The following is a 25,743-nucleotide window of genomic DNA, read 5'->3' as shown; positions in this document are numbered from 1 at the left end:
GGGATGCTCCCCAAAGACAAAAGCCCGCTTTCGCGGGCTTTTTGCGTAGTTCCGGCCAGCTCCCCGTCAGGGGGGGCAGTTGCCGCAGACGGAGCGGAAGAGGGAGGTGCTGAGGTAGCGGTCCCCCCGGTCGGGGAGGAGGACCACGATGGTGCTCCCGGCGGGGGCGTCCGTCGCCACCTGGATAGCACCGGCCACCGCCGCGCCGCTCGACATCCCGACGAAGAGCCCCTCGCGTCCCGCGAGCTCCCGGGCGGTCTCGAAGGCCGGCTCATCCTGGACCGTCAGCTTGAGGTCCAGGGCGGCGGGGTCGTAGATGGCGGGAACGATCGCCTCCTGCATGTTCTTGAGCCCCTGGACCCGGTGGCCGAGGCGCGGCTCCACCCCCACGATCCCCACCCCCGGCTTCTTCTCCCGAAAGTAGCGGCTCACCCCCATCAGGGTACCACCCGTCCCCATGCCGGCCACGAAGAAGTCGATGCTTCCGCCGGTGGCGTGGTCGATCTCGGGTGCCGTGGTCTCGTAGTGGGCCAGGGGGTTGTGGGGGTTGGCGTACTGGTTCGGCATGTAGTAGCGGTCGGGCTCCTCCCCGAGGATGCGGTGGGCGAGGAGGATCGCCCCGTCGGTCGCCTCCTCCGCCGGGGAGAGGACCAGCTCGGCGCCGTAGGCTTCCAGGACGGCCCGCCGTTCCAGGCTGACGCAGGCGGGCATCACGAGCTTCACCCGGTATCCCCGGGCAGTGCCGAGCATGGCGAGGGCAATGCCGGTATTCCCCGAGGTCGGCTCCAGGATCGTCTTCTCCGACGTCAGTTCCCCCCCTTCCTCCGCCTTGGTGAGCATGTAGAGGGCGGGGCGGTCCTTCACCGAGCCGCCGACGTTGTTCCCCTCCAGCTTGGCGAGGATCCGGACCCGGGGATTGGGGTTGAGATGGCGCAGCTCCACCAGGGGGGTGGCGCCGATGCTGCGGGCGAGGGAAAAGGGGGGATGGGTCATGACCGCTCCTTCCGGCTGTTAGATCGGATTCATGATACCCCAACACGCGCCGAAATTACAACCGCCCAGCCGCGGCGGGGTTGCCGCCGGCGCCGATCTGGGGTAGGGTGAAGCAATGGAACCGACACGACGGCAGGGAAGCGGATGGTGGGAGGCGGTGGCAGAGCGCTTGGCGTCACGGGAGCCGGAGATCATCCCGGCAGAGGGGCGCACCCGCGCCGCGGTGGCACTGGTGCTGGCCCCCGGCCCGGATTCTCCGTCGGTCCTGTTCATCGAGCGGGCCGCCCATGACGGCGACCCCTGGTCCGGCGACCTGGGGTTCCCCGGCGGAAAGGTGGAGCCGGCCGACGCCACCACCCGCGCCGCAGCCGAGCGGGAGACGCGGGAAGAACTGGGGCTCGACCTGGCCGGCGCCCGCTTCCTCGGCCGGCTCTCCGACATAACCGGCGCCCACCTGCCGGTCCTCGTCTCCTGCTTCGTCTATGCCATCGACGCTCCCCCTCGCCTGGTGCCGGGCGCCGAGGTGCGGGACCCTTTCTGGGTCCCCCTCGCCGTCCTCGCCGACCGGCGTCGCCACACCAGCGCCACGGTTCGCTTCGGGAGCGAGAGCTTCGTCCGCCCCGCCATCCGCCTTCCCGTGGCGGAGAAGCCGGTTCTCTGGGGGATCACCTACCGGCTCGTGACCCAGTTCCTGGAGATCGTGGCAGAACTGCTCCCCTCCCCGGACGGAGGGAAGGAATGAGCGCCCCGGCCATCGCCATCCTCCACCGGGACGACCATCTGGTCGCCGTTGCCAAGCCGGCGGGACTCCTCGTCCACCGCAGCCCCATCGACCGCCACGAGACCCGCTTCGCCCTCCAGGAGGTGCGCGACCTTCTCCGGCGCCATGTCTACCCGGTCCATCGCCTCGACAAGCCGACCTCCGGCCTCCTCCTCTTCGCCCTGACGCCGGAGGCGGCGCGAAGCCTCACCGACGCCTTCGCCGCGGGAGCCGTCGCCAAGCGGTACCTGGCGGTGGCGCGGGGAATCGTTCCCGACGACGGAGTGATCGACCACCCGCTCACGGAGGAACCGGACCGGTTCGACGGGACGGAAGGCGCCAACCGCCTCCCCCGGGAGGCGGTGACCCTCTACCGGCGACTGGCCGCGACGGAGCTCCCCGTCGCCACGGGACGCTACCCCACGAGCCGCTACTCGCTGGTGCTCCTGGAGCCAAAAACCGGCCGCCGGCACCAACTCCGCCGCCACCTGAAGCACCTGCGCCACCCGATCATCGGCGACACCACCCACGGCGAGGGACGCCACAACCGCCTCTTCCGCGAGCAGTTTGCGTGTGGCCGGCTCCTCCTCCACGCCGCCGAGCTCACCCTCCCCCACCCCGCGTCAGGGAGGGCATTCACAATCTCCGCCCCCATCGATGCGGGACTCCTCGCCCTGTTCGACCGGCTGGGGTGGCGCGATGCCGTCCCGCCGCAATGGCTCCCCCCCGCGCCTTGACCGGCCCCCCCCGAGGGGCTATGGTTTATAGGCGGACACAAAGGGAGCGGGGGAGGAACGGACCATGAACGATGCGCAGCGGCGTGAGACGGCGACCTTTGCGGCGGGATGCTTCTGGGGGGTGGAGGCGGCGTTTCGCGCCGTGAAGGGGGTCGTCGCGACCCGGGTGGGGTACACGGGAGGGTGGAAGGAGCGCCCGACCTACGAGGAGGTCTGCTCCAGGACCACCGGCCACGCCGAAGCGGTGGAGGTGACCTTCGACCCGGCGCAGCTCTCCTACGACGAGCTCCTGGAGGTCTTCTGGGGGTGCCACGACCCGACCCAGCTGAACCGGCAGGGCCCCGACGTCGGCACCAACTACCGTTCGGCGATCTTCTGCCATTCCGTCCGGCAGGAGCTGGCCGCCACGGCGTCCCGGGAGCGGGAGCAGCGGTCGGGGCGCCACAGCCGCCCCATCGTCACTGAGATCACCGCGGCCGCCACCTTCTGGCAGGCCGAGGAATACCACCAGCAGTACCTCGAAAAGCGCGGCGGCGGCAGCTGCCACTGGTAGCACACCATCCAGGAGGTGTCATGGGCATCACATCATTCGGTCGCCTGCTCGTTGCGGCAGGGATCCTCACGTTTCTCTGCACCGCTACGGTCGGGGCGGAGCCGCGACTCTCCCGGGGGCAGACCCTCTACGTGCCGGTCTACTCCCACGTCTACACCGGCGACCGGGCGCTCCCCTTCAACCTGGCGGCCACCCTTAGCATCCGCAATACCGACCCGGTCGGCGTCATCACCGTCACGGCGGTCGACTACCACGATTCCAACGGCAGGCTCGTCAAACGCTCCCTTGCCGCTCCCCACCCCCTCGCCCCCCAGGGGTCCACGAACTTCTTCCTGAAGGAGCAGGACACCGCCGGCGGCTTTGGCGCCCACTACATCGTCCGGTGGGAAGCCCCGAAGGAGGTGAGCGAGCCGGTGGTCGAGGCGATCATGATCGGCGCCCGCTCGGGACAGGGAATATCCTTCGTGAGCCCGGGCCGGGAGATCAGGCCCGCGCCGGGCAGATAAGGGGAATCCGTGAAGATCATCGACCTGCGCAGCGACACCGTTACGAGACCGACCCCCGCCATGCGGGCCGCCATGGCCGACGCCCCCGTGGGGGACGACGTCTACGGCGAGGATCCCACCGTCAACCGTCTGGAGGCCCTGGGAGCCGAGATGCTCGGCACCGAGGCGGCCCTCTTCGCCGCCAGCGGCACCCAGACGAACCTCCTGGCGCTCCTCTCCCACTGCGGCCGGGGTGACGAGTACATCGCCGGCCAGACGGCCCACTGCTACCGCTACGAGGGAGGAGGGGCGGCGGTCCTCGGCGGCATCCAGCCCCAGCCCCTGGACTTCGAGCCCGACGGCACCCTCGACCTCGCGAAGGTGGCCCGGGCCATCAAGCCCACCGACCCCCACTTCGCCCGCACCCGCCTCCTCTGCCTGGAGAACACCACCGCCGGCGCGGTCCTCCCCCTCGACTACCTCGGCCGGGCCGCCGCCTTCGCCCGCGAGCGGGAGCTCGCCCTGCACCTGGACGGCGCCCGGATCTTCAACGCCGCCGTGAAGCTCGGGGTCGACGTCCGGGAGATCTCCCGCCACTTCGACACGGTCTCCGTCTGCCTCTCCAAGGGGCTCGGCGCGCCGGTCGGCTCGCTTCTCTGCGGCAGCCGCCAGCTGATCGGGACCGCCCGGCGCTGGCGCAAGGTGCTGGGCGGGGGGATGCGCCAGGCCGGAAGCCTCGCCGCCGCGGGGATCGTCGCCCTCACCTCCCACGTGACGCGGCTCGCCGAGGACCACGCCAACGCCCGGCTCCTGGCGGAGGGGCTCGCATCGATCCCGGGAGTCGCCATCGACCCGGCGGAGGTCCAGACCAACATGGTCTTCGTTTCCCTGGCACCCGACGCGGCCGATCGCCTCGTCCCCTTCCTCCGGGAGCGGGAAATTCTCATCTCCGGGAGGGAGAGCATCCGCCTCGTGACCCATCTGGACGTGACCGCCGCCGACATCGAGCGGACGGTGGCCGCCTTCCGGGAATTCTTTGCCCATGCCTGACACGGAGATCCCCCGTAAAACTCCCCGCCGTCGCGGGGAGAGAGGAGAGAGGTTGACATGAGCGCATCGGTACTTCGGTGGCTGGCGGCGGGAGCGGCGGGGCTTCTCGTCTCCTGTGCCTTCATAACGGTGAACGTCTATTTCCCCGAAAAAGAGGTCAAGAAGGCCTTCAAGACCCTGGACGACAAGTTCCTCAAACCGGGCGAAGAGCCGAAGCAGGGGGAAGCGCCGGCACCGGCCGAACCCCCGTCTCCCGCGACGCCGCAGCCCCCGCCGCCGGACAAGCCCCAGAGCTCCCTGCGGGATGGAGGAGGATGGCGCCGCTGGGGCACCGCCACTGCCTGGGCCGCCGACGACGTCTCGGCCAGCCTCGTGACGGAACTCTCCCGGATGCCCGAGGTGATGGAGGCCTCCGACGATTTCACACGGATGTGACTCCGAATTATTAATTTTGTAAAATTAACATTAAGTTTTATTATTGACTTTTAATCATCTTCCCTCTACTCTTGCGCCGCACGTATCGCAGGAGGCGACCATCAATTCCGTCCCCCGCAACGGGAGACGGCCTTCGCAGATTCCTCGCGGAATCATCTTTCAGCAATCCTGCACCAACAATCGCACACCATGACGTGAATCCCGGCGGCGCCCTTTCGCCAGGCACTCCCCTGTCCCACCTCCGTGGCACGGCGGACCCGCCTGCCGGCGGCCGCTCGCCCACTCCGTCTGCCCCCACGGGAGGAGCTGCATGCACCTGACCGACTGCTTCACCGAACTTGTGGCCTACGTCGCCCACTTTCTCCGGACCGCCGCACTTCGCCACCCCCCCTACGGCGACATCCGCCGAGAGGTGGACCTGCTCCTCGCCGCCGCCGAGTCCAACGCCCGCCGCGCGGACATCCCCCGGGACGAGTTCGAGCTGGCCCGCTTCGCCGTCTGCGCATGGATCGACGAGGCGGTCCTCTCCTCCTCATGGAACGAAAAGGGGCTCTGGCTGCGGGAACAGCTCCAGCGGCTCCACCACGACACCACCGAAGCGGGGGAGGAGTTCTTCCGCCGGCTCGACCAGCTCGGCCTCCACCAGCGGGAGGTGCGCGAGGTCTACTACCTCTGCCTGGCCCTCGGCTTCACCGGCAGGTACTGCAAACCGGGGGACGAATACCAGCTCGACCAGATCAGGACCGCCCAGCTGAAGCTTCTCGTCGGGAGTTCCGTCGGCCTCCCCTCCCTGGAGCGGACCGAGCTCTTTCCCGATGCCTGGCCGGCGGAGGCACCGCCGCAGGCCCCTCCCCGCCGCGGCGCGCGCGTTTCTCCCCTTGCCGCCGTCTGCCTCGCGGCGCCGGCGCTCCTCTTCGTCATCCTCTTCCTCGTCTACCGCTTCACGCTCGCGGGCGTGGGGGACAATTTCCTAAGGACGGTGCCGTACTGAGATGAAAGAGCTGGCTCTCAAATCGATGAAATGGATCCTCATCGCCGGCGGGGTGCTCCTCGTCGGCCTCCTCGCGTTCGGGGTGGTCCTCGCCCTCGACTGGCCGTGGTGGGTTGCCCTCTGCCTCCTCCTGCTGCTGGCCGCCGGCGGCGCCGGCATCGCCCTGCTCCGCGCGCTCATGCTCCGCCGCCGCGAACAGAATTTCGTCCAGGAGGTGATCGCGCAGGACACCAGCGTCCTCCGGGCCATGCCCGGCCGGGAGCGGGAGCACCTCGCCCAGCTGCAGGACCGCTGGAAGGAGGGGATCGCCACCCTGAAGGGATCCCACCTCCGGCGGCAGGGGAATCCGCTCTATGTCCTGCCGTGGTACCTCGTCATCGGGGAGAGCGGATCCGGCAAGAGCACGAGCCTCGCCAGCGCCCGCCTCGCCTCCCCCCTTGCCGACGCCAACCGGGAGTCGGGGCTCTCCGGCACCCGCAACTGCGACTGGTGGTTCTTCGAGGAGGCCATCGTCCTCGACACCGCCGGCAGGTACTCCGTCCCCATCGACGGCGAGAAGGACCGGGACGAGTGGCAGAAGCTCCTGGCGCTCCTGATCAAGCACCGGCGCCGGGAGCCGCTGAACGGCCTGATCCTCACGGTGGCAGCTGACCGGCTCCTCGCGGGAGACCAGGAGGTTCTCGCCGAAGAGGGACGGACCATGCGGCGGCGGGTGGACGAGCTGATGCGGGCCCTCGGGATACGGGTTCCGATCTACGTGCTGGTCACCAAATGCGACCTGATCCAGGGGATCGACCGCTTCGCCTCCCTCATCCCCGAGGCGGCGCTGCGCCAGCCGATGGGGATGATCAACCGCGAGCTCTCCACCGACGTGGCGGCGTTCACCGCCCGGGCGCTGGAGGGGGTGACCGAACGGCTCCGCAGCCTGCGGCTCCAGCTCCTCCACCAGCCGGCAGCCCGGGAAGCGGGTCCCTCCCTCGCCCTCTTCCCCGAGGAGTTCGCCCATCTGGGCACCGGCCTCGCTGCCTTTATGGAAGGGGCGTTCCGCGAGAACCCCTACCAGGAGACCCCGGTCCTGCGGGGGCTCTTCTTTTCCAGCGGCCGCCAGGAGGGAACCCCCTTCTCCCGCTTCGACGAAACCGTCGCCCCGGTGGCGGAACGGACGCCGCTCCCCGGCACCAGCCGCGGCCTCTTTCTCCACGACTTCTTCGCCCGGGTCCTGCCGGCGGACCGGCGGCTCCTCTTCCCCACCCGCCGGGCACTCCAGTGGCGCTCGGTCACCGGCAACCTGGGGCTCGTCTCGTGGCTCCTCTTCGGCGTGGCGCTCTGCGGCCTCCTCTCCTTCTCCTTCGTGAAGAACATGACGACCATCCGCGAGGTCGCGCGCCAGTTCGAGCGGACCCCGCGCCTGGCCGGCGATCCGGTGAACGACCTCCTGGTCCTCGACGCATTCCGGCAGGGAATCCTGCGGGTGGAGGAGCGGAACCGCGCCTGGTGGCTCCCCCGTTTCGGTCTCACCGAAAGCGCGACGGTGGAGCGGGCGCTGAAGGAGAAGTTCTGCCGCCAGTTCCGCGACGGCTTCCTCGCCCCCTATGACCGGCAGCTCGCCGCCGGCATCGCCGGGCTCTCCCCCGCCACCCCGGACGAGCTCTACGCCCAGTACGCCATCCACCTCGCCCGGCGGATCAACGTCCTGAAGGCGAGCAGGGACGGCAAGCCCCTTGCCGACCTCCAGGCCATGCCGCAGGCCGCCTCGGTCTCGTTCCTCGCCGCCGAAAGCCAGTCGGGAATCGATGCCCGCCGGCGTTTCGGCACCCTCTATCTCCACTACCTCGCCTGGAGGGCCGACTCCCCTGACCTGGCGAAGGAAATGGCCCAGCTCCAGGGATGGCTCCGGCAGATGATCCCCTTCAAGGGTGAAAGCCTTGCCTGGCTTGCCCCCTGGGTCGACCGGCACGCGGGGCTCCCCGCCGTGACCCTGGCGGAGTTCTGGGGCGGAAGCATCCCCGTTGCCGGCGAACGGAGCGTCCCCCCCTCCTTCTCCCGCAAGGGGAAAGAGCAGCTCGACGGCCTCGTCCGGGAGCTGGAGGCGGCCCTCGGCGACCAGCGCCTTCTGGCGGCTCCCCGCCAGGGGCTTGCCGCCTGGCACCGCAACGCAGCCCTGGCCTCATGGCAGGGGTTCGCCGCCGCCTTTCCCCGGGGTGCCGAGCGGCTCCGCGGTTCCCGGGAGTGGCAGCAGGCGGCAACGCGGATGGCCACCGACCAGGGGCCGTACCTCACCCTCCTGAACCGGATGGCCCAGGAACTGATCCCCCTCGTCGGCAAAGAAGGGGCCCCCCCCTTCGTGGCCCAGCTCTACGCCCTCCAGACGGCCCGGGCCGGCACTGCCGCCCCCGGCGCGGTCACCCGGGCCACCGACGGCGGCAGGCACCTCATCGGCACCCTGGGCCAGAAGCTCGGTGCCGAGGCGATGGCCAAGAACATCGAAACGCCCCTGGCGACATCGCGGGCATGGCAGGAGTACCAGGCGGCCCTTGCCGCCATCGCCCCGGCCGCCTCGTCGCGACAGCAGGCATTCCAGCTCGCCTCCCAGACCTTCGGCGACGACCCGGCCACCGGCAAGAGCCCCTTCTACGCCGGCTGGAACGCCGCCGGCCGCCTGAAAGCCAGCGTGGCAGGGAGCAGCGGCGACGAGGTATTCTGGCGCCTCGTAACCGGCCCCCTCGACTACCTCTGGGCCTACGTCCGCCGCGAATCGGCGAGCCAGCTCCAGACCCTCTGGGAGGAGCAGGTCCTGGCCGCCACCCTCGGCATGACACCCCAGCAGGCAGGACCGATTCTCCTCGGCCCCGACGGCCTCGCCTGGCGCTTCATCAAGGGGCCCGCCGCCCCCTTCGTCCGCGGCACCGCGTCGGGCTACGCCCCCCGGCAGACCCTCGGCGGTGCGCTCCCCCTCGAAGGCTCCCTCTTCGCCTTCCTGGCCAGGGGAGCCCAGGTGCAGGCCGGCGCCGCGGGACGCCAGCCCAACTACACCGTGGCGATCAAGGGACTTCCCACCGACGCCAACGCCGAGGCCCGGATCAAGCCCCACGGCACGAAGCTGGAGTTGCAGTGCGCCGGCCAGGCCCAGAGCCTCGTCAACCACAACTTCCCGGTGGGAAAGACCTTCTACTGGTCTCCCGACACCTGCGGAGACGTAATTCTCCAGATCGAGGCGGGGGACCTGATCCTCGCCAAGCGGTACGCCGGCCCCCAGGCGTTCCCCGACTTTCTGAAGGAGTTCGCCGGCGGTTCCCGCACATTCCCCGCCCGGGAGTTCCCCGGCGAGAAGGAGGCTCTGGCGCGGATGGGGATCACCACCATCAGGGTCAACTACCAGTTCATCGGGAGCGGCCAGGTGGTCAAGCAGGGGAGCGCCATGGCCGGCGCCACGGCGCCGCGGCAGATCGCGCGGAGTTGGTAGCCGGGCTCCGGGGGATGAGGAAAGGGAGCCACCCTGCAGGCTGTCAGGAGGACGGCATGGGAATCACGGACGAAAAGGAGCGGAGCCGATGATCGGATCGACGGACCACGGGACCGCCTGGCGCTGGTCAGCCTTCGGCAAGCACCCCGCGGCGGCAGACTACTTCCGCCTCGGCGAGGGCTCCCCCTTTGTGGAGGGGCTGACGAAGTGGGTGGAGAGCGGCTACCGCCTCCTCACCAGCCAGGGGGACGCGGCGGCGCCGTTCTGCTCGTGGCGGTTCTGGGCCCGCGGGTTTGGGCGGGAATCGCTGGTGCTGGGAGTGGTGCGGGTCTCCAGCGACAGCATGGGGCGTCCCTACCCTCTCCTCATCATGGGGAGCGGCCCCCTGGAGGGGTGGGAAGGGAGGTGGGACCTCCTCCCCCTTGCCGGAGAGCAGAGCTGGTGCCAGATCGAGTACCTGGCCACCACCACCTTTGGTGACCTGAAGAAGCTGGAAACGGGGCTCCGGACCCTGCGCCCACCATCGGCTGAGTGGGAGGAGCTGGCGGCGCGGCGCCAGGGGCTCAACCGCCTCGGCTCTCCCCGCGACCCCTACGCCTCGTTTCTCGATCTGCGGGAATTGGAGCGGCTCGCCGCAGAACACGGCGGCACGGGAGAGCTCCACGTCTCCCTCGACCGGGGGCCGGTTAACGACAAAATCATCCTCGTGAGCCTCTGGCATCACCTGATACAGACCGCCGCCGTGGGGATGCCCACCGCCCTCTTCATGGGGGGGACCCTGGAGCGCTCGTTCCTGGCCCCCTTCCGGCGGCCCCTGGCGCCGGGGGATTTCCTCCACCTCTGGTCAGCCTCGGAGACGGGGGGATGGAAGAACAGCATCGGAACGGAGTATGCCATGGATATCGCAACCCTGGGGCGCGAACCGGTCCGCCCCGACCAGCCGGTCGGGCAGGACGTCCGCTACGACCCCCTCTTCGACACCCTCCAGGCGGAGGTGGACAAGCTGACCTCACCGGCCGTTGCCGGGAGCATCGACTGGGAGAAGGTGGTGCGCCTCGCCGCCGACATCCTCGCCACCCGCTCCAAGGACCTCTTGGTAGCGAGCTACCTGGCGGTGGGGCTCGTTCAGACCCGGGGGGGAGACGGCCTGGCGCTGGGGCTCACGGTCTGGCGCGACCTTCTGGAGCGATTCTGGGCCGACCTCTATCCGACCCGGATGCGGGGACGGCAGCGGAGTGTGGAATGGTGGCGCGACCGGACCGAGGTGGCCCTGCGGCAGATGGGGGAGCTCACCCTCCCGCCGGAGCAGCATGCCATCGTGGCGGAGAACCTTGAGGCCGTCGGCCGCCTCCTCGGCGAGCACCTGGAGGACGCCCCCTCCCTCGCTCCCCTGCGGGAGGTGGTGGCGGCCGCTGCGCCGGAGACCGTCCCGGAGGAAGCCTTACCCCTTTCCCCTGCGCCGGCTCCGGGCGGCGAGATGCCGGAGCGTGATCTGCCGCGAAGCACCACCATCTCTGCGGAGGCGCCCCGCGCCACGCTTTCAACCGGCTCTCCCGCTCAAGCCATGGAGGCGGGGCTGCGCCAGGTGGGCGAGGCGGCCGGTGCGCTTCTCCAGCAGGACCCGGCAAGCCCGGCCCCCTACCGCCTTTCCCGCCTCGCGGCGTGGGGAACGGTGGCTGAACTGCCGCCGGCCGCCGGCGGCCGCACCCGCATCCCGGCACCCGAACGGCCGGTGCGGACCTTTCTCCAGGAACTGGCGAGCCACGGCGACAGCGAGGCGCTCCTCAAGGCGGCCGAAGGGCGGCTCCCCCAGTTCATCTTCTGGCTCGACCTGAACCGGTTCTCTGCCGAGGCCCTCGCCCGCCTCGGCGAACGCTTCGCTCCGGCTCGGGAGGCCGTCTGCCGCGAAACCGCCGCCCTGCTCCAGCGTCTCCCCGGCCTCGACGGGCTCGCCTTCGCCGACGGCACCCCCTTTGCCGATCCGGCGACCCGGCAGTGGCTGGCGGGGATGGCCGGCCACGGAGCGACCGCCGGCCGGAGCGGGACGGAACAGGGCGAACCGGTCTCCCGCACGGCAGAGATCGACCGGGAGATGGGCGAAGCCCAGGCCCTCGTTCGGGACGGAAAGCTCATCGATGCGGTGGAACGGCTCCAGAAGCGGCTCGGCACCGGTGCCTCCCGCCAGGAAAAGCTCATCTGGCGCCTCGCCCTCGCCGAGCTCCTCGTGAACGCCAACCGGACCAGCCTGGCCCTTCCCCATCTGGAACAGGTGATCGCCGAAATCGGCACCTTCGGGCTCGAGGAATACGACCCGTCCCTGGCGCTCCAGGGGCTGAAGCTCGCCTGGCTCGGTTTCGACGCCCAGGCCGAACCCCGCTTCAAGGAAAAGGCCGCCGAGACCCTCCACCGCATCGCCCGCCTTGACCCGGCGGAGATGGTGCGGCTGGCCAAGGGGTAGATGACGATGGTGCTGAATCGCACGCCGGCTCCCGGCGGAGAACTCCCCCGGACCGGTGCCGAAGAGCCCGGAATCGGTGAGCGGGTCGCCGTCACCGGCTTCGGGCTCGTGACCCCCATGGCCCTTACCTCCTGGCGTTCCGTGTCGGAAGTGATCCGCAACCGCGGCCGTTTCGCCTGGCACGAGACGGTTCTGGTGGCCGATGCCCCCGACGGCACCGCCCTGCGCGGCGCCACCGTCAGCCGGGTTTCGGGGGGCGCCGCGCGGTTTGGCCTGACCGGCAGCGAACGAAGCTCAGCGCTCCTGGCGCCGGCACTCCGGGAGGCCATGGCCGGGCTTTCATCCTTAACCCGTGATGCGACGCGGGCATGGATCATCGACGGCATCCCTTCGGGGGAGGTCGGAGCGCCCCCCTGCCCGGAGGATCTGCTCCCCCTCCTCTCCCCGGTGGAGTATCTCTCGGCCGGCCGGGAGGCGGGCACCGGACGCTGCCTCTTTCTCGACCGGGTAGCCGAGGCGGCGGAGACCCTCCGGGAGGGAAGATGTGAGACGGCGCTCGTCGCCGCCGTCGACTCCCTCTGCTTCCTCCCGGTGCTGGAGGGGCTCCTGGAGGGAGGCAGGCTTCTGAGCGGGCCGAACCCCGAGGGGATCATCCCCGGCGAGGCGGCCGGCGCCATCCTCCTGGAGAGGGAAGGGTCGGCCCGGAAGCGGGGCGCCTCCATCTACGCATTCGTCTCGTCATGGGGCCAAGGCATTGAACCCGCCCTCCGCGCCGGAGGCCGTCCTTCGCAGGGACGGGGGCTCACCGAGGCGTTTTTTCAGGCCTTCGACGGACTTTCCGCCCCCGGCGGAGAGATCGGGCTGGTCGTCGGCGACCTGAACGGCGAACGGCACCGGGCGCTGGAATGGGCCGTGACCGAAGGACGCATTTTCGCCCCCGCGGACCGGGAGCGGCAGCTGTGGCTCCCCGCCTTCGCGGTCGGCGAATGCGGTGCGGCCCTCGGTGCAGTGCAGACCGTCGTCTCCGTCGCCGCCCTCGCCAAGGACACGGCCCACGGAAAACGGGTAGCCCTCTATTCCTCCGATGACGGGGGAGAGAAGCAGGTGCTCTGCCTCGAACAGGGGGAGTTCACCGATCGCCACGCCCTCAACCGGTGGCGACGGGAGCAGCGGGCGAAAAGAGACACCAGAGGAGAAGGTTGATGGGAGCAACGCTCATCGTCAACGGCCAGACCGTGGTCCACAAGGAGAGCGGCGGCGGCGTCACTACCACCGACGTCTGCAAGACCCCGATGGGAAGCTCCGTGGTGCCGATTCCCTACACCAACGTCGCCCGCTCAGTCGACGTGGCCAACGGCAGTAGCACCGTCACCGTGGACGGCCATCCGACCATGCTGAAAGAGTCGTTCTTCAGCCGAAGCAGCGGCGATGAGCCGGGCTCCCTCGGCGGCGTCGCCTCCGGGGTCACCGGCGGCAAGGCGAAATTCGTCAATTTCTCGAACAACGTCTTCTTCGAAGGGCGCCCCGTCTGCCGCCGCCTCGACCCGATGGTCAGCAACCTCTCCGGCACGGGGAACACCCCGCCGGCGCCGCTGATGCAGGAGAATCTCACGGTGGCGGCCGGCGCCCACGAGGGGTACCGGATACCGTTCACCTTCTCATTCAGGCACCCGGACCTCAAGAGCGGCAGGGCCGAATTCCCCTCCTTCACTGCCCGCCACACCATGGAAGGAACGACCGATCCGGAGGACGACCCCGACGGCTACTGCGACGACACCCACCTCGCCGACGAGCCGGGGACTTACGACCTGAGGTTCGCCAATTTCGAGCGCGGACGAAAAAAACTCCCCCACGAGGAGACCACCACATGACCATATCCACCACCCTGCGCAGGGCGCTCCTCTTTCTGCTCATCTCGCCGGTCCTCACCCTGCTTGCCTGCACGAGCAGCGAAGGAACGCAGAAAAAAGGAACGCACCCCGCGGCGGACAAAGGAGCACCACGGATGATCACCTATCCCATCGGAAGATTCGCCATCGACGTGCCGGCGGAAATGAAGCTGGCCCACCAGGGGCAGAGGCTTCGCTACGCGGAGATCGAGGAGTTTGTCTGGCCTGAGAACGTCCCCCGCGAACGGGCCCGCGACGAGGCCTGGAAGAAGCGCCTGGCCGAGATCGGCAAGCTGAGTCCCCCAAAGGGGAAGGATCGGGTGATTATCGAGAGCCGTGACTTTCCCTGTGTGGGGGCGTGGGCGCGGGGGGTGTTTTATTACGGGGACCACATGATCGCCAGGGAAATCCATTTCGACGTCCTTCTTGATGCCGGCATGTCTGGCGTCTGGTTGAAAATTCACGGTACCAGCAAAGAGGCCATGGAGAAAAATCTTTCCAACATTTCTAGATCCTACCAGTCTCGTCGCTTCGGCGACCTCAAACTTCCCCCGGGGAATTGGTTCTATACCTGGCATGGAGCTTTTAATCTCCCCTACCTAGAGCAGGAATCGGCCGCCGCCCGGTTCCAGGGGCATCCGTTGGGGCTGAAATTGGTCATTAAAACCGTTGAAACCCACCGGAGCGAACCGGAAAACCACGGTCTTCTGGGAAGACTGGGGGCGTTGCTGGCTACCGGCTTTGCCGGCAACGTCAAGATCGAAAAAATCCGCACCGGCACAAGAGCGGTCGCCGCCCTCCCGGGCGAGGAGACGGTCCTGCGGGCTGACGAGAAGGGCAGAAAAGAATTGAGTTTCATGTGGCGGTATGCCGGAGAAAAGGATTCGGGAGAGCACCCTAAAATCCTCATCGAAATGGAATCCACGGACGACCGCCTGGAAGAAAAGCTCCAGATCTGGGACGACGTCCTCAACTCGTTAAAGCCAATGTATGGAACCGGCAGGTAGCGGGGAGAAGGTCAGGTGAGTATTTCTTCGGAAATCAACCGCATTGACATCACGTGGTGGGAACTGTTCGACACCATCCAGGGCCTCAAGACCGAGGTGCAGAACCGGATCGTCATCGAGCGGGAGGTGATCCCGATCATCTTCGTCCCCGGCATTATGGGAAGCCGGTTGAAGTTCGCCCAAGGAGAAGATCAAGGGGAAAGGGTGTGGGATCCAGACGCTTCGTGGTTTATGGCGAAGAAATTCGGCCTGGCTTCCGTTGATGCCGCGGAAAAGAAAGCCCTCCTCGTCGGCGAAAAATTCGATCCCGACTATCTGGAGGTCGACACCGACAACCCGAAGCTTGATGCAAGCTTCTTGCGGCGCTATCCCGGCGCCAACAAGCGGGGGTGGGGAGGGGTTATGCTGGGGAGCTACGGACCGATTCTCCAAGCACTCCACGATCACCGCTGGAAAGAACCGGTGGGACACTGTTTCGAATTCCCGGTCCACGCTTTTGGCTACAACTGGACCGCCTCCAACCTGGATGCCGGCAGAAAGCTGAAGGAGTATATCGACGCCACCATTGACCACTATGCCAAAGGATTGAAAGACGAAGCGGGGCGTCCAATGGAACGCCTCTGCACCCGGGTTATCCTCGTCACCCACTCCATGGGGGGGCTCGTGGCCCGCTCCGCCTGCATGCTCCATGGCGCCGCAAAGGAGGTGCTCGGGGTCGTCCACGGCGTGCAGCCGGCCACCGGTTCTCCGGCGGCCTACTGGCGGATGAAGGCGGGTTTCGAGCGCCCCACCGGCGGGCCCCGCAAGAGTATCTGGGACTGGGTCCTCAACCCGCTGAAGATGCTTGAACGGTTGGGCATGGGGCACGTCTCGGCCTGGATCCTCGGCACGAACGGCGAGGAGGTGACGGCGCTTCTGGGGAACATGCCGGGGGGGTTGCAACTGCTGCCGACGAGGGAATACCGGGACAACACCGGAAGCAGGCAGTGGCTTGCCTACCCCGGGGCCGACGGCCATACCGTGAGCCTCCCCCGGAGCGCCCCCTACGATGATGTCTACCGCGTTCGGGACAACGTCCCGTGGCGGATGGTGAACCCGGACTGGCTTGATCCGGGACAGCAGAGCCATTCGGAACTTAACCCTGCGACAGGGCCATGGGAAAAATACCTGGGCTGCCTCGACAAGGCCGAAGAGTTCCACGACAGACTCGGCTCCCAGGTTCACGACAACACGGTCCAGTTCTACTCCACCACCCTCGACTCGCCGGACCGGATCGTCTACAGCCGCGAGTCCTACGATCAGCCTTCGCCCCGCCGTCAACAGGGGGAACTGCTGCATCGGTTCAGGAACAAGGGAGAATTCCAGGCTTATGTGGATGGAAACGATAACATGCGGGACACCTCCGCGGGGGCAACCGCGGTGGTCACCATGGAGCCCTTCTCCGGCACCGGCGACGGCACCGTCCCCGATTCGTCGGGCAAGGCGTTGAAGGTCCCCACGGCCCGGATCGGTCGGGAGGCGCCCGCCGATTTCTTTTCCATCGATCATCAGAAGATCTACGAAACGGATACGGCGCAGGAGATCGTCTTTACCGCCGTCTGGAATCTGGCACTCACGCGGATCGAAGAAAAGGTGGGGAAGATCAGCGAATGTTGATCATAAGCATCATCTAACGCAGAGCGAATTTACCCCCACGAGGAGACCACCACATGACCATATCCACCACCCTGCGCAGGACCCTCCTCTTTCTGCTCATCTCGCCGGTCCTCACCCTGCTTGCCTGCACGAGCAGCGAAGGAACGCAGAAAAAAGGAACGCACCCCGCGGCGGACAAAGGAGCACCACGGATGATCACCTATCCCATCGGAAGATTCGCCATCGACGTGCCGGCGGAAATGAAGCTGGCCCACCAGGGGCAGAGGCTTCGCTACGCGGAGATCGAGGAGTTTGTCTGGCCTGAGAACGTCCCCCGCGAACGGGCCCGCGACGAGGCCTGGAAGAAGCACCTGGCCGAGATCGGCAAGCTGAGTCCCCCAAAGGGGAAGGATCGGGTGATTATCGAGAGCCGTGACTTTCCCGGTGTGGGGGCGTGGGCGCGGGGGGTGTTTTATTACGGGGACGCATGGGCTGAAGATGAAGGATACTGGCAGATTTTTGTCGATTCCGGGACAAGCGGAGCATGGCTCACGTATCACGGTTTAACGGATGCAAAACAGGAGATGCTAGCCTGGTTGGTCGGAATCGCCAAATCCTACCAGTCTCGTCGCTTCGGCGACCTCAAACTTCCCCCGGGGAATTGGTTCTATACCTGGCATGGAGCTTTTAATCTCCCCTACCTGGAGCAGGAATCGGCCGCCGCCCGGTTCCAGGGGCATCCGTTGGGGCTGAAATTGGTCATTAAAACCGTTGAAACCCACCGGAGCGAACCGGAAAACCACGGTCTTCTGGGAAGACTGGGGGCGTTGCTGGCTACCGGCTTTGCCGGCAACGTCAAGATCGAAAAAATCCGCACCGGCACAAGAGCGGTCGCCGCCCTCCCGGGCGAGGAGACGGTCCTGCGGGCTGACGAGAAGGGCAGAAAAGAATTGAGTTTCATGTGGCGGTATGCTGGAGAAAAGGATTCGGGAGAGCACCCTAAAATCCTCATCGAAATGGAATCCACGGACGACCGCCTGGAAGAAAAGCTCCAGATCTGGGACGACGTCCTCAACTCGTTAAAGCCAATGTATGGAACCGGCAGGTAGCGGGGAGAAGGTCAGGTGAGTATTTCTTCGGAAATCAACCGCATTGACATCACGTGGTGGGAACTGTTCGACACCATCCAGGGCCTCAAGACCGAGGTGCAGAACCGGATCGTCATCGAGCGGGAGGTGATCCCGATCATCTTCGTCCCCGGCATTATGGGAAGCCGGTTGAAGTTCGCCCAAGGAGAAGATCAAGGGGAAAGGGTGTGGGATCCAGACGCTTCGTGGTTTATGGCGAAGAAATTCGGCCTGGCTTCCGTTGATGCCGCGGAAAAGAAAGCCCTCCTCGTCGGCGAAAAATTCGATCCCGACTATCTGGAGGTCGACACCGACAACCCGAAGCTTGATGCAAGCTTCTTGCGGCGCTATCCCGGCGCCAACAAGCGGGGGTGGGGAGGGGTTATGCTGGGGAGCTACGGACCGATTCTCCAAGCACTCCACGATCACCGCTGGAAAGAACCGGTGGGACACTGTTTCGAATTCCCGGTCCACGCTTTTGGCTACAACTGGACCGCCTCCAACCTGGATGCCGGCAGAAAGTTGAAGGAGTATATCGACGCCACCATCGACCACTATGCCAAAGGATTGAAAGACGAAGCGGGGCGTCCAATGGAACGCCTCTGCACCCGGGTTATCCTCGTGACCCACTCCATGGGGGGGCTCGTGGCCCGCTCCGCCTGCATGCTCCACGGCGCCGCAGAGAAGGTGCTCGGGGTCGTCCACGGCGTGCAGCCGGCCACCGGTTCTCCGGCGGCCTACTGGCGGATGAAGGCGGGTTTCGAGCGCCCCACCGGCGGACCACGCAAGAGTATCTGGGACTGGTTCCTCAACCCGCTGAAGATGCTTGAACGGTTGGGCATGGGGCACGTCTCGGCCTGGATCCTCGGCACGAACGGCGAGGAGGTGACGGCGCTTCTGGGGAACATGCCGGGGGGGTTGCAACTGCTGCCGACTCGAGAGTACCGGGACAACGCCGGCAGCCGGCAGTGGCTCACCTATCCCGGAGCCGACGGCCGGACCGTGAGCCTCCCCCGGAGCGCCCCCTACGATGATGTCTACCGCGTTCGAGACAACGTCCCGTGGCGGATGGTGAACCCGGACTGGCTCGATCCGGGCGGGAAAGCGGATTCAATCAGACCAGGGCAGAAAAGTCCGTGGGCACTCTATCGACGCTACCTTAGCCAAGCCGAAGAGTTCCACGACAGACTCGGCTCCCAGGTTCACGACAACACGGTCCAGTTCTACTCCACCACCCTCGACTCGCCGGACCGGATCGTCTACAGCCGCGAGTCCTACGAGCAGCCTTCGCCCCGTCGTCAACAGGGGGAACTGCTTCACCGGTTCAGGAACAAGGGAGAATTCCAGGCTTATGTGGATGGAAACGACAACGTACGGGACACCTCCGCAGGGGCAACCGCGGTGGTCACCCTGGAGCCCTTCTCCGGCACCGGCGACGGCACAGTCCCCGATTCGTCGGGCAAGGCGTTGAAGGTCCCCACGGCCCGGATCGGTCGGGAGGCGCCCGCCGATTTCTTTTCCATCGATCATCAGAAGATCTACGAAACGGATACGGCGCAGGAGATCGTCTTTACCGCCGTCTGGAATCTGGCACTCACGCGGATCGAGGAAAAGGTGGGGCCGACCGGTGCTTGAAGGCAGGCTGAACCTGCAAGGGTAACGATAAATGCAACGGGGATACACGCCACGGACGGCACGTTCCCATCACACACCAAAGGAGAACGCAATGTCGAAAGAAGCATCCGTAGCACCGAAAGAGCGGGTGAACATCGTCTACCGCCCTGCCGACGGCGACGGCCGGGAGGATGTGGAGCTCCCGCTGAAGATGCTGGTTATGGGGGATTTCACCGGCTCGCCCGACGGGCGCCCGGTGGAGAAGCGGGAGCCCGTCGCCGTGGACAGGGAGAATTTCAACGAAGTGATGAAGGCCCAGGGGATCAGCCTGAACATCGCCGTCCCCAACCGCCTTTCTGGCACGGCGGACGACGAGCTGCCGGTGAACCTGATGGTGGAGTCCCTGAAGGACTTCGGCCCAGAGGCGATCGTGGAGCAGGTGCCGGAGATGAAGCGGCTCCTGGAGCTGCGGGAGGCGCTGCGGGCCCTCAAGGGGCCGCTCTCCAACGTCCCCGACTTCCGCAAAAAGATCCAGGAACTGATCACCGACGATGCGGCCCGGGCGAAACTTCTGGCCGAAATCGGCATCGAAGCGTAAGGGGGAACCGCAATGAGTGCAGAGATGAACAGTGCAGCAGTGCGTCAGGATGAGGCCATGGCCGATGTGTCGCTTCTGGAGGAGATCGTTCAGGCGACCCGGCTCCAACCGGCCGACGAGGCCTACTCCATCACCAAGAAGGGGGTCGAGGCCCTCATCGCCCAGCTCCTGGAGCCGGGAACCGAGACCCCGAAGGTCTCCAAGGCGGTCCTCGACGACATGATCGCCGAGATCGACCGAAAGCTCTCCCTCCAGATGGACGAGATTCTCCACAACTCCCAGTTCCAGAAGCTGGAGTCCTCCTGGCGCTCCCTCCACTTCCTGGTGGACCGGACCGATTTCCGGGAGAACAACCGGATCGAGATTCTGAACGCCACCAAGGAGGAGCTCCTGGACGACTTCGAGGACGCCCCCGAGGTGGCCAAGTCCGGCCTTTACAAGACGATCTACTCCGCCGAGTACGGCCAGTTCGGCGGCAAACCCTTCGGCGCCATTGTCGGCAACTACGACTTCGGCCCCGGCCCCCAGGACATCAAGCTCCTCCAGAGCCTGGCCGCCGTAGCCGGCATGGCCCACGCTCCCTTCATCGCCGCCGCGGCACCCCAGTTCTTTGGCTGCGACGACTTCACGGCCCTGCCGAACCTGAAGGACATCGGCTCCATCCTTGAAGGGCCCCAATACGCCAAGTGGCAGTCGTTCCGCGAGAGCGAGGATGCCCGCTACGTGGGGCTGGCGCTTCCCCGCTTCCTGCTGCGGCTCCCCTACGGCGAGGCGACCAGGCCGGTGAAGAGCTTCAACTACGAGGAGCAGGTCTCCGACAGCCACGACCGTTACTGCTGGGGGAACGCGGCGTTTGCCTTCGCCACCCGGCTTACCGAGAGCTTTGCCAACTTCCGCTGGTGCGCCAACATCATCGGCCCCCAGGGAGGGGGTGCGGTGCACGATCTGCCGCTCCACCAGTACGAGGCCATGGGGGCGATCCAGACCAAGATCCCCACGGAAGTTCTCGTCTCCGAGCGCCGTGAGTTCGAGCTGGCCGAGGAGGGGTTCATCGCCCTCACCATGCGGAAAGGGAGCGACAACGCCGCCTTCTTCTCCGCCAACTCGGTGCAGAAGCCGAAATTCTTCGGCAGCTCCAAGGAGGGGAAGGAGGCAGAGCTCAACTACAAGCTGGGGCTCCAGCTCCCCTACATGTTCATCGTCAGCCGCCTCGCCCACTACCTGAAGGTGATCCAGCGGGAGCATATCGGCACCTGGAAGGAGCGGGGCGACCTGGAGAACGAGCTCAACCTCTGGATCCGCCAGTACGTCTCCGAAATGGACAACCCCATGCCGGGCGTTCGCAGCCGGAGGCCCCTGCGCCAGGCCGAGGTGACGGTGGAGGAGGTTCCGGGCGAGCCGGGATGGTACCGGGTCGGCCTCAAGGTCACCCCCCACTTCAAGTACATGGGGGCCTACTTTACGCTGTCGCTCGTCGGAAAACTCGACAAGGAATGATCGCCGCTTGCAACGCGGCCCATCACGGGCCGCGTATTCCACCACACAAGGAGGTAGCAGCACATGGCAATGCCCGCACACATGACCCTGACCGGAGAAAAACAGGGGAAAATCGACGGATCCTGCGAACTGCAGGGGCGCGAGAACACCATTCAGCTCTATGAAATGAAGCACGACATCCACATGCCGCGCAACCCCCACGACGGCCTGCCCACCGGCAAGCGCGTTCACGGCCCCCTGTCGATCGTCAAGATGTTCGACAAAAGTTCGCCGAAGCTCTACCAGGCACTCTGCACCGGCGAGCACATGAAAAACGTGCAGATCAAGTGGTACCGGATCAACAAGCAGGGACTGGAAGAGCACTACTTCACCACCACCCTTGAGGATGCCATCGTGGTCGAGATGAAGCCGTACATGCCGATGACGCTTCTTCCCGAGAACGAGCCCTACGGCCACATGGAGGAGGTGGCGTTCTCCTACAAGAAGATCAAGTGGACGTGGGAGCCCAACGGCATCGAGGCCGAGGATTCCTGGAGCGTGCCCAAGTAATTCGTATTTTGTGATGAAATGCCCTCCCCGGCGACGGGGAGGGTGAGTTCATCTAGGCATTGATACAACTCGAACCAAGAGAGAAAAATATGCCAGCATATAAAGCCAAGCATACTGTTACTATTTTATCGTTGATGGCCTTACTTAAAATAAGCCCAGGACTTAACCTATTTAAATTTAAAACATTATTTCCTGCGGTAACTATCCTGCTTTTTGTTGCTACAAATACAGTTTGGTCTGAAGAGTACGTTCCGGTAGGAAGCATTCTGATTGCTGGCAAGCAAGATTTGCGAGGCCAATGGCAGGCTACAGCATATCAATTGCGTGAGGAAGGGGACAACTTTTTCGAAACCAGTCAATTGCCAGCAAAGATTTGTTTCAATGAAGTAGCGAATCCAACAGCTGTTGCCTGTCATGAAGCCAAGGGTGCAAACAACTTTCCTTTTCAGGAAGCTACAGAATTAAAATCAATACTGTTGGACAAGTCTAGAGCTAAGAATGGCGTATTGTTCACCGTTCAGCACCATGGTGCAACCTTGGGAAAGACAAGATATATTTCAATTTGGATCTATAGCAAAAAAGATAATACTTACATTAATGCGTTAGAGCCTTTAGCAATTACGGATCAGGGTGAGTTCAAAATTTACGATTCATTGATAGATAAATCAGGATACTTAATATTGGCCGATAGAATTTGGGCATCTAAGACCGAAACCCTATTTGCACCGCATTACTATGAAATAAAAATATATAAATTAATTGGCGACAAGTACGTTTTTGCTACTAAATACAAAACAGGCAAAAAATACAAGAGTCTTGATAATGTACCCAGCATAAATGTGATTGAACCTGAGAAAGTCAGAATAATCAGAGTCATCAAACCATCAGGCAACTAATATGACATACACAAAAGCAAGTGCAGAAAAAGACTTCGCTGGATATAAAGTAATTTACACTGACGATCAAGGTAATATTACTGAATACCGTGGCGGTACACTATCGTGGAGAAACAACAACCCAGGCAATATAATCAATGGCAAGTGGGCTATAAGACATGGTGCTATTGGAAACAACGGACGGTTTGCCATATTTGCCAGCCCAGACGATGGCAGAAAAGCTAAACTTACCCTTCTCCAAACAAAATACATCAATTACAATTCGATCCGAGAAGTCATCAAGGGCAGATTCGACCCGAATGGCAAGTACATAGAAAATACCGCATACGCACCAGCCTCAGATGGCAACGATCCTGACCTGTATGCTGATCAAATAAGGCAATGGACAGGCATTGATGTTGACAACAAAAAAATTGCGGATTTAACAGAAAAAGAATGGCAGCAGCTTGTTGATGCCATGAGAAAGAAGGAAGGGTGGAAGACGGGCCAGGTAGTTAACAGGGGCCACGTCATCGACAATGGGAAGGAAAATGGACCAGGACAGACGCGCATTAGAACAATTTTCCCCTCTATTGCAACTACTTACCTCATAAAGCCGGGCGACACTCTCAGCCGAATCGCTCGCATCAACAACATATCAATTGCCGAAATCGTAGCAGCCAACCCCTCGGTTACTAACATCAATCGAATTTGCGTCGGCCAGAAGCTCATCCTCCCGACGCGAAAAGCCTCTGGCCCCGGCCATACCAACCACGCCACCCGGCCAGCCACAGCCAGAAAGCCTCGAATAGGCGATCAACCCAAGCAATCTTGGTCACTCGACTCGACTCTCGGGTGGACCAAGCACCACAAATGATTCCGATACGAACAGATTGGTGAGGAAAATGCCATGTCTATCCAAAAGGCCGCAACAAACCTCCTTTCTCAGGGCTCAACATCAAGCTTCCAGTTCGATATCCCCGCCACAAAGTACTTTCTGTCGGCAGTAGGATTCACCGCTGACGAACGGATATCGCACCCCTACGACATCCACCTCACCCTGGCCTCCAGAGATGATGTGAAGCTTGACGAGGTGATCGACAAGGAAGCGGTGCTGTATGTCGATCATGAAGGAGGCACGCGGCATTTCCACGGCGTGGTCCAGGAATTCACCTCCCTCGGAACGGACGGCGACTACGGCATCTATCACGCCCATGTCGTACCGGCCCTGTGGTTCCTCTCTCTTGAGCAGGACTGCCGAGTTTTTCAGTTCAAGACTGTTCAGGAAATAGTTGCCGAGATCCTCGAAGAGAGCAACATCACCAGTGACCGCTACCGCTTCGCCCTCTTCAAGACGGACCGTCTGCGCAAGTTCTGCGTCCAGTACCGGGAAACTGACCTGAACTTCATCTCGCGGCTTCTGGAAGAAGAGGGAATCTTCTACTTCTTCGAGCACTACGAGGACAAGCACGTCATCGTCTTCACCGACACCAACTCAGGCTATCTTTACATGGAAGGAGAGCGCCACATAACATTCAACACCAACGACGGGATGGTGGCAAAGAAGGAAAGCGTCTTCGACTTCATCTACTCGCGCCGCGTACGCCCCGGCAAGGTTACGCAACGCGACTACAACTACAAGCGCACGGGCCTGAATCTTACCACCCAGTCACAGGACAAGACGCCGTCAAACCGCGAAGTCTACGATTTTCCCAGCAACTACTTCAAGGAGGACCGTGGCAACTACCTGGCAAAGATCCGGATGGAGCGACTGCTGGTGCTCGGCGAGACCGCCGAAGGGCAGAGTTCATGCCCGCGCATGACTCCCGGCTTCGAATGGGAGCTAACCGGCCACGATTACGCCGGCACGTACCTGCCGGTCGCCGTCATCCACCACGGCGCCCAGCCCCAGGTGCTCGACGAGCATGCCGGGGGTGGCGGCTTCCGCTACGACAACGAATTCATCGTCGTCCCGGCTAACGTTACGGTCCGCCCCCAGATCGTCGCCGACAGGCCCACCATCGTCGGGCTTCAGACCGCAGTAGTCACCGGCTCTCCCGGCGATGAGATCCATGCCGACCCCGACGGCTACCTGCGGGTAAAGGTCCAATTCCCATGGGACCGGCTCGGGCAAAAGGACGGCAGGACTTCCTGCTGGGTCAGGGTCGGCCAGCCGTGGGGTGGCGGCGGCTGGGGAACCCAGTTTCTCCCCCGTGTTGGCGATGAGGTCCTCGTCACGTTCCTGGAGGGTGACCCCGATCGACCGATGATAGTCGGGAGTGCGTACAATTCCGAAAACCAGCCGCTCTACGCCCTCCCCGCCAACAAGACCCAGAGCGGCATCCGCACCCGCAGCTACCCCAACGGCGGCCGCGACAACTTCCACGAACTTCGCTTCGAGGACAAGAAGGGGAGCGAAGAAATCTACCTCCAGAGCGAAAAGGACTGGAACATTCTGGTCAAGAACGACAAGGGGCAGACCGTCGGACGGGACGAGACGCTCCATGTGGAGAACAACCGCCTCAAGACGGTCGGCGCCAACCAGACCGTGCAGGTCGGAGCAAATCACACTGAGACCATCGGCGCCAACAAGACCGAGACAGTAACCATCAACTCGGCCGAGACAGTGGGCCTCGCCAAGGAGCTGACCATCGGCGGGCTCTACCAGGTGAGCGTCGGCGGGGCCATGAACGAGACGGTCATCGGTGCCAAGGCCGAGGAGGTAGGGATCACCAAGGCGGTGCTGGTCGGTGCCCACATGACCGAGAAGGTGGTGGGGAACCGCTCCCTCACCGTGGGGCAGAACCTCTCGGCCACAGTGAGCCAGTCCACCACGGTGAAGGCCAAGGCCATAGTTCTGGAGGCCGATGACGAGATCGTCTTCAAGGCCGGCAACTCCACCATCTCACTGAAGTCGAGCGGCGAGATCGTCGTCACGGGGGCGAGCATCACTAAACGGGCCTCGGGCGAGATCGTCATCAAGGGTGCCAGGACCTCGGTCAACTGAGCAGGGCACGCCCTGCCGGC

At 64.4% G+C, this 25,743-nt stretch carries 22 protein-coding genes; 21 read left to right on the top strand and 1 reads right to left on the bottom strand.

Going from position 1 to position 25,743, the window contains the following annotated elements; all coding sequences use genetic code 11:
* Positions 1–66: 66 nt before the first annotated feature.
* Entirely contained in the window at positions 67–993 is a 927-nt protein-coding gene (locus tag GPICK_RS02005) for a PLP-dependent cysteine synthase family protein (RefSeq protein ID WP_039740077.1), read from the bottom strand.
* 115 nt (positions 994–1,108) lie between these two features.
* On the opposite strand from GPICK_RS02005, the gene GPICK_RS02000 reads away from it, so the two are divergent.
* The 21 genes from GPICK_RS02000 (at position 1,109) to tssI (ending at position 25,723) form a co-directional block, all read left to right on the top strand.
* A complete protein-coding gene (locus tag GPICK_RS02000) occupies positions 1,109–1,735 on the top strand; it encodes an NUDIX hydrolase (RefSeq protein ID WP_039740076.1) in 627 nt (208 codons plus the stop codon).
* Positions 1,732–2,490, top strand: a complete 759-nt coding sequence (locus tag GPICK_RS01995) for a pseudouridine synthase (protein WP_039740075.1) — start codon at positions 1,732–1,734, stop codon at positions 2,488–2,490. The genes GPICK_RS02000 and GPICK_RS01995 overlap by 4 nt, the downstream gene beginning before the upstream one ends.
* 64 nt (positions 2,491–2,554) lie before the next feature.
* Complete coding sequence (gene msrA / locus GPICK_RS01990) at positions 2,555–3,043, top strand: peptide-methionine (S)-S-oxide reductase MsrA (protein WP_039740073.1); 489 nt, start codon at positions 2,555–2,557, stop codon at positions 3,041–3,043.
* A gap of 20 nt (positions 3,044–3,063) precedes the next feature.
* Positions 3,064–3,549 carry a DUF3124 domain-containing protein gene (locus GPICK_RS01985; protein ID WP_039740071.1) on the top strand — a complete coding sequence of 162 codons (486 nt, stop codon included), beginning with the start codon at positions 3,064–3,066 and terminating at the stop codon, positions 3,547–3,549.
* Between the two features lie 9 nt (positions 3,550–3,558).
* Entirely contained in the window at positions 3,559–4,578 is a 1,020-nt protein-coding gene (gene ltaE, locus GPICK_RS01980) for a low-specificity L-threonine aldolase (protein WP_039740070.1), read from the top strand.
* Positions 4,579–4,635: 57 nt separating this feature from the next.
* Positions 4,636–5,013: a hypothetical protein gene (locus GPICK_RS01975; RefSeq protein WP_052263242.1), complete on the top strand. Its 378-nt coding sequence runs from the start codon at positions 4,636–4,638 to the stop codon at positions 5,011–5,013.
* A gap of 310 nt (positions 5,014–5,323) precedes the next feature.
* Positions 5,324–6,004: a type IVB secretion system protein IcmH/DotU gene (icmH, locus tag GPICK_RS01970; protein WP_039740068.1), complete on the top strand. Its 681-nt coding sequence runs from the start codon at positions 5,324–5,326 to the stop codon at positions 6,002–6,004.
* A 1-nt stretch (position 6,005) separates the two neighbouring features.
* On the top strand, positions 6,006–9,467 hold the full coding sequence (locus GPICK_RS01965; RefSeq protein ID WP_039740067.1) for a type VI secretion protein IcmF/TssM N-terminal domain-containing protein: 3,462 nt from the start codon (positions 6,006–6,008) through the stop codon (positions 9,465–9,467).
* A gap of 88 nt (positions 9,468–9,555) precedes the next feature.
* Positions 9,556–11,925, top strand: a complete 2,370-nt coding sequence (gene tssA / locus GPICK_RS01960; RefSeq protein ID WP_039740065.1) for a type VI secretion system protein TssA — start codon at positions 9,556–9,558, stop codon at positions 11,923–11,925.
* A 6-nt stretch (positions 11,926–11,931) separates the two neighbouring features.
* On the top strand, positions 11,932–13,128 hold the full coding sequence (locus GPICK_RS01955; RefSeq protein WP_052263479.1) for a 3-oxoacyl-ACP synthase: 1,197 nt from the start codon (positions 11,932–11,934) through the stop codon (positions 13,126–13,128).
* On the top strand, positions 13,128–13,796 hold the full coding sequence (locus GPICK_RS01950) for a DUF4150 domain-containing protein (protein ID WP_039740063.1): 669 nt from the start codon (positions 13,128–13,130) through the stop codon (positions 13,794–13,796). The genes GPICK_RS01955 and GPICK_RS01950 overlap by 1 nt, the downstream gene beginning before the upstream one ends.
* On the top strand, positions 13,793–14,821 hold the full coding sequence (locus GPICK_RS01945; RefSeq protein WP_052263241.1) for a T6SS immunity protein Tli4 family protein: 1,029 nt from the start codon (positions 13,793–13,795) through the stop codon (positions 14,819–14,821). Before GPICK_RS01950 ends, GPICK_RS01945 begins: the two co-directional genes overlap by 4 nt.
* A gap of 15 nt (positions 14,822–14,836) precedes the next feature.
* Positions 14,837–16,477, top strand: coding sequence for an esterase/lipase family protein (locus GPICK_RS01940; RefSeq protein WP_052263240.1), 1,641 nt, complete (start codon positions 14,837–14,839; stop codon positions 16,475–16,477).
* A 53-nt stretch (positions 16,478–16,530) separates the two neighbouring features.
* Positions 16,531–17,565 (top strand): T6SS immunity protein Tli4 family protein, encoded by a 1,035-nt coding sequence (locus GPICK_RS01935; protein ID WP_052263239.1) that lies wholly within the window; start codon positions 16,531–16,533, stop codon positions 17,563–17,565.
* 15 nt (positions 17,566–17,580) lie between these two features.
* Positions 17,581–19,218 (top strand): esterase/lipase family protein, encoded by a 1,638-nt coding sequence (locus GPICK_RS01930; RefSeq protein WP_052263238.1) that lies wholly within the window; start codon positions 17,581–17,583, stop codon positions 19,216–19,218.
* 91 nt (positions 19,219–19,309) lie between these two features.
* Entirely contained in the window at positions 19,310–19,795 is a 486-nt protein-coding gene (gene tssB / locus GPICK_RS01925) for a type VI secretion system contractile sheath small subunit (RefSeq protein WP_039740061.1), read from the top strand.
* A 24-nt stretch (positions 19,796–19,819) separates the two neighbouring features.
* Positions 19,820–21,292, top strand: a complete 1,473-nt coding sequence (gene tssC, locus GPICK_RS01920) for a type VI secretion system contractile sheath large subunit (RefSeq protein WP_236685617.1) — start codon at positions 19,820–19,822, stop codon at positions 21,290–21,292.
* Positions 21,293–21,355: 63 nt separating this feature from the next.
* Positions 21,356–21,841: an Hcp family type VI secretion system effector gene (locus GPICK_RS01915; protein WP_039740057.1), complete on the top strand. Its 486-nt coding sequence runs from the start codon at positions 21,356–21,358 to the stop codon at positions 21,839–21,841.
* Positions 21,842–21,930: 89 nt separating this feature from the next.
* Positions 21,931–22,737 (top strand): hypothetical protein, encoded by an 807-nt coding sequence (locus GPICK_RS17215; RefSeq protein ID WP_144400020.1) that lies wholly within the window; start codon positions 21,931–21,933, stop codon positions 22,735–22,737.
* Between the two features lies 1 nt (position 22,738).
* Positions 22,739–23,593, top strand: a complete 855-nt coding sequence (locus tag GPICK_RS16795) for a LysM peptidoglycan-binding domain-containing protein (protein WP_084201320.1) — start codon at positions 22,739–22,741, stop codon at positions 23,591–23,593.
* A 33-nt stretch (positions 23,594–23,626) separates the two neighbouring features.
* A complete protein-coding gene (gene tssI / locus GPICK_RS01910; protein WP_039740055.1) occupies positions 23,627–25,723 on the top strand; it encodes a type VI secretion system Vgr family protein in 2,097 nt (698 codons plus the stop codon).
* The last annotated feature ends 20 nt before the right edge of the window (positions 25,724–25,743 follow it).

The organism is Geobacter pickeringii (assembly GCF_000817955.1).
GTDB lineage: Bacteria > Desulfobacterota > Desulfuromonadia > Geobacterales > Geobacteraceae > Geobacter > Geobacter pickeringii.
Note: the sequence above shows the minus strand (reverse complement) of the source record. Positions and strands in the feature narration are given on the sequence as shown.